The sequence below is a fragment of the uncultured Rhodococcus sp. genome (genome assembly GCF_963525155.1).
GTDB classification, from domain to species: Bacteria; Actinomycetota; Actinomycetes; order Mycobacteriales; family Mycobacteriaceae; genus Rhodococcus_F; species Rhodococcus_F qingshengii.
Window position 1 is genome coordinate 41,278 of sequence record NZ_CAURKP010000019.1, and the last position, 13,424, is coordinate 54,701.

The 13,424-nt window shown below is 62.1% G+C and carries 5 protein-coding genes; all 5 read left to right on the plus strand.

What is annotated here, in order from left to right; genetic code table 11:
• Positions 1-129: 129 nt before the first annotated feature.
• The 5 genes from RWT78_RS07020 (at position 130) to RWT78_RS07040 (ending at position 13,326) form a co-directional block, all read left to right on the plus strand.
• Positions 130-6,249 (plus strand): SDR family NAD(P)-dependent oxidoreductase, encoded by a 6,120-nt coding sequence (locus RWT78_RS07020; RefSeq protein ID WP_314674916.1) that lies wholly within the window; start codon positions 130-132, stop codon positions 6,247-6,249.
• On the plus strand, positions 6,246-7,802 hold the full coding sequence (locus tag RWT78_RS07025; protein ID WP_314674918.1) for a hypothetical protein: 1,557 nt from the start codon (positions 6,246-6,248) through the stop codon (positions 7,800-7,802). Before RWT78_RS07020 ends, RWT78_RS07025 begins: the two co-directional genes overlap by 4 nt.
• An 88-nt stretch (positions 7,803-7,890) precedes the next feature.
• Positions 7,891-9,702, plus strand: a complete 1,812-nt coding sequence (locus tag RWT78_RS07030) for a multicopper oxidase domain-containing protein (protein WP_314674920.1) — start codon at positions 7,891-7,893, stop codon at positions 9,700-9,702.
• A gap of 222 nt (positions 9,703-9,924) precedes the next feature.
• Positions 9,925-11,139: an acetyl-CoA C-acetyltransferase gene (locus RWT78_RS07035; protein ID WP_003943886.1), complete on the plus strand. Its 1,215-nt coding sequence runs from the start codon at positions 9,925-9,927 to the stop codon at positions 11,137-11,139.
• Between the two features lie 45 nt (positions 11,140-11,184).
• Complete coding sequence (locus RWT78_RS07040; protein WP_003943799.1) at positions 11,185-13,326, plus strand: 3-hydroxyacyl-CoA dehydrogenase NAD-binding domain-containing protein; 2,142 nt, start codon at positions 11,185-11,187, stop codon at positions 13,324-13,326.
• Positions 13,327-13,424 lie beyond the last annotated feature (98 nt).

The window sequence follows — 13,424 nt, forward strand, 5'->3', positions numbered from 1 at the left end:
TGCGCCGAACGACCTTTGTTATTTGTTTATGCCTTGAGGTGAAACTGCGTTTTACACACCGATGAGGGCGTGGTTAGTCTTCGGTCGATTGAGTCTCCCGTGGATGCGCGCGAAAATAGGAAGTGTAAGATGACTGAAGATTCAACTAATCCTGCGATTGCGATAGTCGGGATGAGCATGTGGTCCCCCGGTGCACATGATCTGCAAGGATTTTGGGAGAACGTCCTCGCGCGTCGGATGCAATTCCGAAAGTTTCCGGAGTCACGGATGTCCCTCGACGACTACTGGAGCGCGAGCCCTGACGACGTCGACAAGACATACGCCGATCGCGGCGCGTTCATGGATGGTTTCGAATTCGACTGGGTCGGTCGCCGGATACCGGAGCGGACCTTCAAGTCGACAGATCTCACACACTGGTTGGCTCTGGAAACAGCACTCGGGGCTTTGACGGACGCGGGCTACAGCCGAGGATCGGTACCCACTGGACGCAGCGCAGCAATCGTCGGCAACTCCCTCACCGGTGAAGAATCCCGGATGTGGTCGATGCGTTTGCGTTGGCCTTACGTCAAGCGCGCACTCGCTGTGGCAGCCGAAGCGCGCCAGTTGGACAGTTCCGTCGCCGATGCTCTCGCCGAGACGATGGAAGAGGTCTACAAGGGCCCATTGGTGGAGCCGAGTGAAGACACTCTCGCCGGCATGTTGTCGAATACGATTGCCGGCCGGATCTGCAATTATCTCGACTTCAACGGCGGCGGGTACGTCGTGGACGGTGCGTGCGCGTCCGGAATGCTCGCGGTGGCGACTGCAGCCGAAAAGCTGGCGTCCGGCGCGGCCGACTTCGTCTTGGCGGGTGGAGTCGACGTCAGCCTGGATCCTTTGGAACTGGTGGGATTCGCCCGTTTGGGTGCACTGACACGCGGCGACATGAACGTGTACGACGCAAGCCGAAGCGGATTCATCCCGGGTGAAGGTTGCGGATTCGTGGCCTTGAAACGACTCGAGGACGCCAGGGCGGACGGCGACTACGTGTACGCGACGATTCGCGGCTGGGGCATCTCCACCGATGGCAAGGGTGGAATCACCAAGCCCCGCGCCGAAACTCAGGCCGAGATGATCCGTCGCGCATACTCGCGAGCGGGATTCGCGGCCAGCGAGGTTGCCTTCGTCGAAGGACACGGAACTGGTACTCCCGTCGGAGACCCCGTCGAACTGGCCGGCGTCCAGCAGGCCGCTCAGACGGACGGGCCCGTCGAGGCTCGTAGCATCGGCATGACGTCACTGAAGTCGTTGATCGGGCACACGAAGGCGGCGTCGGGCATCCTTGCGCTGATCAAGGCGACCATGGCCGTCAATCAACGAATCCTTCCGCCGCTCGCCGGTTGCACCGACCCGAACCCGGCGTTCGGAACCGAAGCGCCGGCACTCTTTCCGCTCGTCAACGGTGAGATCAGAGATCCGTCTGAGAAGATGCGTGCTGGTGCGCAAGCCATGGGTTTCGGCGGTATCAACTGCCACGTCGCCATTGAATCGGCTGATGCACCGTCCAGCAAGCTGACACCTTCGCGAGACGTCCGCACGATGATGGCGTCGTACCAGGACACCGAGGTATTTGTACTCTCTGCAGATTCCGCGGTGGACTTGGCGACCCGAGCGCGGGATGTTGCAGATCTGGCGGTTCCGTTGAGTGTTGCCGAGCTGCTGGACTTTTCGGCGAAACTCTCGCGAGTGATCTCGCCGACCGCGCCCTTCCGTGCCGCAGTGGTGGCCGGACGTCCCGGGCAGTTGGCCGAACGCATGCGTCAGCTTGCCGTGATCTGCGAGAACTCCGCTCCTGCATCCGGCCAGGTGAAGGTCGTGAGCAACGAGATCTCGATCTCGAACGCCGTCCACCACGACATCGGATTCCTGTTCCCTGGACAGGGATCCCAACAACTCGAGATGGCGCGCGTGCTGATCGAGCGCTTCGAGTGGGCACGCGAACTGGCGACCGAGGCGGACGGCTGGTTGGAGGGAGTTGGAGCGGAGGCGATCACGCCTCGAATTCTGCGGAACCCGGTCAAGAGCGCTGACGCTGCAGAATTGGCGAAGTGGAAGCGGGATCTCGCCCAGACGCAGTTCACCCAGCCTGCCGTCGCTTTGGCTTCGCTGCTCTGGTTCGAGTACCTCCGCCGATTGGGTGTCACACCCAGTGCTGTCGCCGGCCACAGTCTCGGCGAGTTGACCGCGCTCTACGCGGCAGGAGCTTACGACCAGAAGACGCTGATCACCTTGGCTGCGGCGAAGGGTGCGGCCATGGCTGTCAGTGGTGGTGGAAACGGCGCGATGGCGAGCCTGACCTGCGACCGATCGACGGCTGAGGCGATCATCGCGGAAACAAAGGGTTACGCGACCGTCGCGAATCTGAATACGCCTACACAGACCGTGGTTTCGGGCACCAAAGACGCGGTCGACGATGTGGTTGCCATCGCGAAGACGCGCGGAGTGTCGGCTCAGGCGCTTGCCGTGTCGAATGCTTTCCACTCCGAGATGATGAACGAGGCCGAGCGGGAGCTGAAGTCCACTGCGCCCGTTGACGAGCAAGTCGATTCGCTGACTTGCCCCGTGTATTCCTGCGTCGAAGGGAAACGCGTACAGACGCCACTGGCACTTCGCGAATTGGTCACCAAACAGGTTGTCTCACCGGTCGACTGGGTCAAGACGGTAAGTGAAATCTCGCAGGACGTGGACCTGCTCGTCGAGGTCGGACCCGGCCGTGTGCTGACCGGGCTCACCAAGGCGATCAATGGGACCGACGGCGTGCGCTGCTTCCCCGTTGCGTCCAAGTCCGGACGCGACGAGGACTTCAACGTCGCGCTGGCCGCGATGTACGTACATGGCGCTCAGGTCCGATGGAACGAACTTTTCGACGGCCGGTTCGTGCGCGAATTCGTTCCTGCCGATCAGAAGGTGTTCATCGAGAACCTGGCCGAGGCGAAGCTGACGGTTACCTCTGCTCCCGAACCGCTCGCACTTGGTACGTCCGGCGGGGATCCGGCTGCGGCGCTGGCCGATTACCTGAGTCGACGCGGGACCTTCCTCGTCGACGTCATTCGTGCTGATGTAGGCAGTGGAGCGACTTCTCCGTCTTCTCCGTCTTCTCCATCTGCTCCGACTTCGCGGGCAGTCACCAACGGCCACGAATCCGTAGCAGCGAAAGCTCCTTCGCCGGTTTCGGCTCCGGTAGTCGAAGAGCCGGCTGACGCGGGCGCTGGGTCCGTGGAAAGTGAGCTGATCAGGATCCTCGCCGATACGACGGGATTCCCCGCCGAGTCGATCACGACGGATCTGCGTCTGCTCGATGATCTGAATCTCGACTCGATCAGTGCGGCAGAGGCTATTTCGAAGGTTGCGCATCAGTTCGAGGTTGTCGACCTCGACCCTGCCGAGTTGGCCAATGCCACGATCGGAGAAGCAGCATCGCTGATCCTTGCGGCATCAACGAATCCCGGTTCTGCCGTTCCAGCAGCGAGTTCGGTGCAGTCGGACGTGTCGCGAATACTGCTCGAGGTAATCGCGGAGGACACCGGATTTCCGGTGGAGTCTCTCGATGTGGATCTCCACCTGCTCGACGACCTGAACATGGACTCGATCAAGGCTGCCGATGCGATAGCAACTGTGGCAACGCGATTGGGTGTTCAGGGTGATCTGGATCCGGCCGAACTCGTCAACGTCAGCCTGGGTGAACTGATCGAAGTGCTCGATCGATCCGCGAAAGAGAAGTCGGGGCAGCAGCAGCCGGTTGCGCGGGCGCTGCCGGTGAAGGCAAAGGGTATATCAGCCGACAGCTTCACCTGGGTTCGCGATTACACCCTGGAAAAGGTTCGGAGCGAGACAGCGTTGCACGGAGTCCGAGACCTCACGGACACGACGTTTGTCGTCATCGGTGACGACGCCGGTTTGGTCGGAAGGTTGGAATCCGAACTACGAGGGCGTGGTGCTCAGGTCGACATTCGCACATTCTCCGACGGCGCTCCTGCGAATGCGCAGCACGTGGTTGCCGTAATGCCACGCATGACCGATGATTCCGTCACCGAAATCGGCTTGCGCAGTGGGATCGAACACATGCACAAGATGGTTCCGGCACAGCAAAGTGCAGGCGCACGAACCACATTGGCAGTGATTCAGTTCACCGATGTCGAGTTGGGCAATCCGGCGCCGGTACCGAGTGCGGCGGCTTTTGCCGCTTCGGTGCATCACGAGCGCCCCGAACTGGATGTCCGCGTCATAGGATTCGACGGCTCGACTGCGGACGCGGTGGTGGCAACCACCGTCGTCTCCGAGTTGGATTCGGTTGCATCCTATGTTTTCGCGACTTACGACACCGAGATGGGACGCACGGCACTGCAACCGCGGGTTCTCGCCTCGAGCGACTACACCGTCCGCGAGAGCGGGTTGGGAAGTTCGGATGTAGTGGTCGTGACCGGTGGCGCGAAAGGCATCATGGCGCAATGCGCTCTGGCTCTCGGCCGAAAGACAGGCGCCGAACTAGTGCTGATCGGAAGCTCTCAGCGACAAGCGGGTGACGAAATCGCTTCCACTCTTGCGGACTTCACGTCTGCCGGTTTGAGCGCTCACTACTATCGCTGCAACGTCACGGATGCTGCGGCGGTGGCCGGCGTCGTCGCCCAGATCGAGGTCGAGGTTGGGCCGATCACCGGGTTTGTCCACGGTGCGGGGGCGAATGTTCCGCGGCGGTTCGAGAGAGTCGACAGCGCTGCGGCTTTCAAGGAGGTTGCACCTAAGGTCCTGGGCGCAGCCAACTTCGTCGAAGCGCTCGCTGATCGCGACTTGAAGCTGTTCGTGGGCTTCTCCTCCATCATCGGATTCACAGGTATGCCCGGAAACAGCTGGTATGCATACGGAAACGAGCTTCTCGACGAAATGGTGATGCGGTATGCCGCCGGGCACCCGAAGACTCGGACGTTCTCGCTCGCGTACAGCGTGTGGGGAGAGACCGGAATGGGCGCCCGCATGGGCAGTGTCAACCACCTCGCGAAGATGGGTGTCATGCCGATTTCCACGGCTGCGGGAGTGGATCATTTCCTTCGCCTGGTCGACAGCGGACCCGAGGCGAGTCGTATCGTCGTGACCAGTCGACTCGGCGGTCTGGACACCTGGGCGCCGGCAGCACCGGCTCTGCCGGCGGTGTCGCGGTACATCGACCAAGTGGTGACCTTCGAGCCGCAGGTAGAACTGGTTACCCGGACGACGTTGTCCACCTCGGCAGATCCTTTTGTCCTCGACCATGTCTGGAAAGGATCGGCGCTGCTTCCGACGGTGTTCGGACTCGAGGCGATGTCGCAGGCGGCGGCCTATGTCACCGGACGCGTGACTCTGGGCCGCGTCCGCATCGACGACATCAAGCTGGATCGACCGATCGTCGTCGACACGGTCGAGGGCACCAGAGTCGAGATCAAGGCAAGCGTCGTGGAGCAGGATCGTGATGCTGCAGGAACGCGGGTGCATGTCACGATCGGCACCGAACGGACCGGGTACGGACGGCCCCATTTCTCGGCCGACTTCATCTTCGGGCTGGACGAAACACTGCCGGAGTTCGAGAAGGAGTTGCCGCGACCGGTGCTCGACATCGATCCGTTGGACGATCTCTACTCGTGGTTGCTGTTCCAGGAGGGAGATTTCCGCCGACTCGAAGAGATCTCGAGCCTCGATTCCGAGCACATCCTCTTCAGCGCTATTTCGCGAGCCGACCGTAGGCAGCACCTCCTCGGTGATCCCTACTTCCTCGATTCCCTGCTCCAATCGGGCCAGATCATGGTTCCGCGGGAGATCTGCCTTCCGGTCAACATTGCGCGAATCGACATGTACGACGGACGATTCGAGGCTCGTTCGTTCACCGCGTACGCCTACGACAAGGTGCAGACAGAGACCGACATGCAAGCCGACGTGGCGGTGGTGAAGGACGGCCGAGTAGTGATGCAGCTCGAGGGATATCGCTCCCAGATTCTCTCCCACGACGAAAGCCGTCCTACGGCTGAGGAAATCGCGGATCCGACTGCGCGCGACGCACAGATCATTCTCGACAAGCTCGCGCAACACAGCCGGGCGTTGGGAGTGAAGAGCCCGCGGGTTGTGGTCGCGCATACCCCGGGGATTCACGAGTTGACCAAGTCGGAACGTCACGAGCAGGAGAAACCGATCGCCGAGGCGGCCGTGAACATTCATCTCGATGAGGATGTGGTGATCAAATGAGTAATGCCTTTGCCATCGAATGGCAGGAAACCGGAAAGCCCGTCGTCGTCGGTGATATTCCACCCTCTGTGGATGTCTCGCTCTCGCACGACGGCAATAAGTCACTCAGTTCGGCCGGCGACTGGCCTCAGGGGTGTGACATCGAACCGATTCGCGCCCGAACCGTCATGCAGTGGAAGGCGCTTCTGGGTTCGGCGCGGATTCCGCTGCTGGACGAGTTGATCGCGGGCGGCGAATCACTCGATCGTGCGGGAACCAGGCTGTGGGCGGCGGCCGAGGCGATCCGAAAGGCCACGGGGCAGATGTCGGTTTCTCTGGCGATGGGCGCCAGGGAGGACGACGCAGTAACCTTCCGCGGCGGCGCAGAGGGAAGCGTGGTGGTTCTGACTTTTCCAGCTCTGTTGACGGACAACGAGGAGCGGATTCTCGCGTTTGTGACTCATGAGGAGGATGCGGAGGAACCGGCGCAGGACCCGGCACCGCAGTTCGACTCCGGCCCGTTGTCGGCGAAGTCTCTCGCGCAGTTCGATCCGATGGCCTACGGCTCCGACGTGCATGTGGTGGCCCGGAGCGGCTATCCGGCGGTGTCGATCCGGTTCCCCGTCGGGTTCCGGGACGCGTGCAACGTCGGTGGATCAGTGGGGTTCGCGAGCTTCGCGCTGTGGTTGGGCGCTTTGCGAGAGAGGGGAACCGGACCGATCTCGAAGCAGATCGTGGAGGACATGGCGACGGGTCGTTGGGGCATGGTGACCAACAACTCCGAGGTGTTCATCGATGCGAACCTGTACACCGACGACATTGTCGAGGGGACGATCTGGATCACCGAGCTCACCGGTCCGGATCGGGCAACCACCAATCTGCATGTCGAATGGTGCCGGGTCGACGGCGAGACGTGCACTCACATCGGGTGGAGTGCGATGCAGACGACGTGGGTGGAAATCCTCTCCCACGGTGTGGTGGCGGCACGGCCGATGCCGCAGTACTTCCACGATTTCATCGAGCCGATGACGATTCCGACGGGGACGAAGAACATCGCTGTTCCCACCGAACCGAAGAACGTCGATCGTGGTTCCGTGATCCGCTCGGCTCCGATGGTGCCGCGCAATCCGTACCTGCTCGAATCCGAGGTGTTCTCGACGACGTTGCAGGACGGAAACGTCGTGGGCAACATCTACTTCGGCAACTATTACATCTGGCAGTCGAGGGTTCGGGACAAGTTCCTGGTCCGTTCTCAGCGTGAGGCCATGGCGGCCAGAGGCGCTCTCGGGGAACTTCGTTGTGTGCACACCAGGGTTGAGCATCTGCGCGAGGTCATGCCGTTCGACGACGTCCTGGTCACGATGTCCTTGTCTGCCCTCTACGAGAGGGGGATCGACCTCGAGTTCGAGTACTTCAAGGTCAATGAGGACGGATCACGGGAGAAGCTCGCGATCGCTCGGCACAGAACTGTCTGGACGATGCCGGGCGCTCCGGGAGAACTGGAAATCTCTCCGCCGTCGAAACTTCCACAGTCGCTGATCGATTCGGTGCTGGAGGCGATCGACGGAAAGTAGACGGGGGATTTTCCGAGATCGAAGTGGAGAGACGGGTTGCGTTTTCCTTGCCGGAGAACGCAACCCGTTTCGATGGGGAGGGGTATGTATGGGTATCGGGGTTTCCAGAAGATCGGTTCTGAAAGGGTCGGTAGTCGGCACAGCGGCTGTTGCATTGGGTACAAAGGCAAGTGCTGTTCCAACCGGGAGCGTGGATATCGAGTCTCCGTTGATTTTTCATTCGCCGGAGTTCGAGCCGTTTTGTGACGAACTACCGTCGTTGTCAACGCTTTCCGGAAACGAGATCACACTGACAGCGCAAGTGGGGCAACATGCCTTTCATCGGGATTTTCCCTCGTCCCCAGCACTGTCGTACCGCAGCGGAGAGATCGGTGGCGGTTATCTGGGCCCCACCGTCGAGGCGCATTCCGGCGAGCCGATCATGTTGACGTTCGAGAACGATCTGACCGGACATCCGTTGGCAGCGGACATGGATATGACGCTGCACGGAATGCAGGCAGACTTTCGCGCTAACCCGCCGACGTCGTTGCACTTGCACGGGGGAGTCACTTCACCTGAGAGCGACGGCCATCCGGAGCTGCTGGTGATGCCGGGACAGGCTGCGATGCATCACTTTTCGCACGGTCAGGAAGCCGCCCACCTCTGGTATCACGATCATGCGATGGGCATCACCCGGCTCAACGTCTATGCCGGTCTGATCGGCAACTATCTGATCAGGGATGAATTCGACACCGGCGAACTGGGAAATCCGTTGGGGTTGCCGGCCGAGGAATTCGAGATCCCGTTGATCCTGCAGGAGAAGATATTCACCCCGACAGGCGCCCAGAACGGCCGATCCACCATCTTGATCCCGGAAGGATCGTGGGAAGGCGGCGCGGTGGGCGACGTCGGCTTGGTCAACGGCAAGGTGTGGCCGGAACTGTCCGTGGCTCGGGGCCTTTACCGCCTCCGCATCGTCAATGCGTCGTCGGCAAGTGTGTGGAATCTTCACTTCTCGAACATGATGACGTTCTGGGTCATCGGCAACGACGCCGGAATGCTCGACGCGCCCGTCGCGGTCAATGCCTTCCGCTGCGCACCGGGGGAGCGGTACGACCTCCTCGTCGATTTCACCGGACTGTCGGAGGGTTCGACGGTGGAGCTTCGCAACGACGAGGCGCCCCCGCTGCCCGCCGCTGTCATCGGTGAAGTGACTATGCCGCTGTTCTGCCGGTTCCGCGGCGACTCCAGGCGCGGATTCACCGGTGGTGTTCCGTCGCAACTGCGCGGTGGGCGCCGACAACGTGACGTTCTCGCCCCGTGGGAGCAGCCGACGGTAATTCGCACGGTGACGGTGAGCCAGCAACTGGAACTGCGGAATCCACCGGCTCAGATGACGCTGAACAACCTGACGTTCAGCACCACGGACGTCGAGAGGCCGCGGCAAGGCACCGTCGAGCAGTGGAACATCGTCAACACCACGCCGGACCCGCATCCGATACACCTGCACCTGGTGAATTTCCGGATTCTCGGCAGGACACCGATGCGGACGCTGGAGTACTTGATCCGCCATCCGCAGCCGGTGATCGGCAACAAGTGGACTCCGTCGCCCGACGGGTTCGAGGCGGGGCCGATGATCGCGCCGGCGCCGTGGGAAGCGGGGATGAAGGACACCGTCAGGGTGGACGGCGGCACTGTCACCCGGATCATCGTGCGATTCCCCACTGCGGATGAGCTGGGTTTCGATCCCGACGCGATGTTCGATCGTCTTCCGAGCGGTGGGATGACGGGCGGTGGGATGACGGGCGGTGGGCGCCACGATATGGCTGATTCTGGTCGACTCCAGGGATACGTGTGGCATTGCCATCTACTCGATCACGAAGATCACGACATGATGTTGCCGTATCGCATCGTGCCGTGAGTGCTTCTGGGGGCGCACCCGAAATGAACCGAAGCGGGCAGGCGTTCGCGCACCTGATCACCTCGGTCACCTAGCAGGATCGCTTCGGTCCTTCCCATGAATTTGGAACACGTTCTACAGTGAAAGGGCTGAGGTCTGTACCTCGGCCATGCGCCACCACCGAAGGCGGCGCGGACGATCTGCAGACCGGTTCGACGAATTACACGGAAGGAACACCTCACAGTGACCACAGAGGCATTCATTTATGAAGCCATCCGTACCCCGCGAGGCCGCGGCAAGAAGACCGGGTCGTTGCACTCGGTCAAGCCGATCTCGCTGGTCACGGGTCTGATCCAGGAACTGCGCGTGCGCTTTCCCGACCTCGACGAGGATCGGATCTCCGACCTCATCCTGGGCGTCGTCACCCCCGTTGGCGATCAGGGAATGGACATCGCCCGCGTTGCAGTCAACGATGCGGGACTGCCCGACACCGTCGGTGGCGTTCAGCTCAACCGTTTTTGCGCTTCCGGCCTCGAGGCCGTGAACATGGCTGCTCAGAAGGTTCGGTCCGGCTGGGACGAACTGGTGATCGCCGGTGGCGTCGAGTCGATGTCCCGCGTTCCGATGGGATCCGACGGTGGACCGTGGGCACTCGACCCCGCCACCAACTACGACAACTACTTCGTGCCGCAGGGCGTCGGCGCAGACCTCATCGCCACCATCGAGGGCTTCTCGCGTGACGACGTCGACGCATACGCCGTGCGCTCGCAGGACCTCGCCGCCAAGGCGTGGACCGGCGGATACTTCGCCAAGTCGGTAGTGCCGGTCAAGGACATCAACGGCATCACCATCCTCGACAACGACGAGCACATGCGTCCGGGCACCACGGCAGAGAACCTTGCCGGCCTGGCTTCCGCGTTCGGTGTGATCGGTGAAATCGGCGGATTCGACGCCGTGTCGCTGCAGAAGTACCACTGGGTCGAGAAGATCAACCACGTTCACCACGGCGGCAACAGCTCGGGAATCGTCGACGGCGCTGCCCTCGTGCTCGTCGGTAGTGAGCAGGCCGGCAAGGACATGGGTCTGACGCCGCGCGCTCGCGTCGTCGCCACCGCCACCAGCGGCGCCGACTCCACCATCATGCTCACCGGCCCGACGCCGGCGTCGAAGAAGGTTCTGGCAGCTGCCGGCCTGACGGTCGACGACATCGACCTCTTCGAGATCAACGAGGCATTCGCTTCCGTCGTCCTGAAGTTCCAGAAGGACCTGAACATCCCGGACGAGAAGCTCAACGTCAACGGCGGCGCTATCGCCATGGGCCACCCCCTCGGTGCAACCGGCGCGATGATCACCGGAACGATGGTCGACGAGCTCGAGCGTCGTGGCGGCAAGCGCGCCCTCATCACCCTGTGCATCGGCGGCGGTATGGGCGTTGCCACCATCATCGAGCGCGTCTGACGCGGCGTCCGTCCTTCCAACGAGGCTTACCAGGAGTCAAGCAAAGTGACTGATCAGAACATCATCAACTGGGACCAGGACGCCGACGGCATCGTCGTGCTCACCATCAACGATCCCAACCAGGGCGCAAACACCATGAACGACGCGTACATCGCGTCGATGAAGGCCACCGTCGACCGTCTGGTCGCCGAGAAGGACTCCATCACCGGTGCCGTCATCACTTCCGGCAAGAAGACCTTCTTCGCCGGTGGCGACCTCAAGAACATGATCAAGGTCGGCCCTGAGCAGGCCGAGGAGATCTACAACCACAGCGTCGAGATCAAGGCAGACCTGCGTCGTCTCGAAACTCTCGGCAAGCCGGTCGTCGCCGCCATCAACGGCGCGGCACTCGGCGGCGGCCTCGAGATCGCTCTCGCGACCCACCACCGCATCGCGGCAGACGTCAAGGGCGTCAAGATCGGCCTGCCCGAGGTCACCCTCGGCCTGCTGCCCGGCGGCGGCGGCGTCGTGCGCACCGTGCGGATGCTCGGCCTGCAGAACGCGCTCATGGGCGTCCTGCTCCAGGGGCAGCAGCGTGGACCCGTTCAGGCCAAGGAAGTCGGCCTCATCGACGAGGTTGTCGGCTCGGTAGAAGAACTGGTTCCGGCTGCGAAGGCATGGATCAAGGCCAACCCCGAAGGCGGCGTTCAGCCGTGGGATGTCAAGGGCTACAAGATCCCTGGCGGAACTCCGTCCACTCCGGCATTCGCTGCCAACCTTCCGGCGTTCCCCGCGAACCTGCGTAAGCAGCTCAAGGGCGCTCCGATGCCGGCTCCGCGCGCCATCATGGCCGCAGCCGTCGAAGGCTCGCAGGTCGACATCGACAACGCGCTGCTCATCGAGGCTCGCTACTTCACCTCGCTGGTGACCGGCCGCGTCGCGAAGAACATGATCCAGGCGTTCTTCTTCGACCTGCAGTCGATCAACGGCGGCGGTTCACGTCCGGCAGGCATCGAGAAGTCCACCATCAAGAAGGTCGGCGTCCTCGGCGCGGGCATGATGGGCGCGGGCATCGCGTACGTCTCCGCGAAGGCCGGCTTCGACGTCGTCCTCAAGGACGTCAGCATCGAGGCTGCAAACAAGGGCAAGGCGTACGCCGAAGGCATTGAGGCCAAGGCACTCTCGCGCGGCAAGACCACACAGGAGAAGTCCGACGCACTCCTCGCCAAGATCACCCCGACGGCTGACCCGGCAGATTTCGCCGGCGTCGACTTCGTCATCGAAGCAGTCTTCGAGAGCCAGGAACTCAAGCACAAGGTGTTCCAGGAGATCGAGGACATCGTCGATCCCAAGGCACTGCTGGGCTCGAACACCTCGACGCTGCCCATCACGGGTCTCGCCACCGGCGTGAAGCGTCAGGAAGACTTCATCGGCATCCACTTCTTCTCGCCCGTCGACAAGATGCCGCTGGTGGAGATCATCCGCGGTGAGAAGACCTCCGACGAGACTCTGGCTCGCGTGTTCGACTACGTCCAGGCGATCCGCAAGACGCCGATCGTGGTCAACGACTCGCGTGGCTTCTTCACCTCGCGTGTCATCGGAACCTTCATCAACGAGGCCATCGGCATGCTCGCCGAGGGCGTCGAGCCTGCCACCATCGAGCAGGCCGGTATGCAGGCCGGTTACCCGGCTGCGCCGCTTCAGCTTTCGGATGAGCTCAACCTCACCCTCATGCAGAAGATCCGCAAGGAATCTGCCGACGCCGCCAAGGCCGAAGGCAAGGAACTGCCGGCAGATCCGGCCGGCGAGGTCATCAACACCCTCGTCGAGAAGTTCGATCGTAAGGGCAAGCTCGGTGGAGCCGGCTTCTACGATTACGCCGAGGGCAAGCGCACCGGCCTGTGGTCCGGACTCCGCGAGAACTTCAACTCCGGAACCTCCGACGCCCCGATCCAGGACCTCATCGACCGCATGCTGTTCATCGAGGCGATCGAGACGCAGAAGTGCTTCGACGAGAACGTCCTGATCACCACGGCGGACGCCAACATCGGCTCCATCATGGGCATCGGATTCCCGGCCTGGACCGGTGGCGTTCACCAGTTCATCGTCGGTTACGAGGGCGGCACGGCTGGCTTCGTCGCTCGCGCAAAGGAACTCGCTGCGCAGTACGGCCCGCGGTTCACCCCGCCGGCTTCGCTAGGGGCATAGCCCCCGTGGGGCGGGATTTTTTGTACGGGTACCAAGACCGAGCCCCAGGGGTGATTACCGGGGAGGTAGGTTTGGACCAAAGAACACCGACCGCCAAG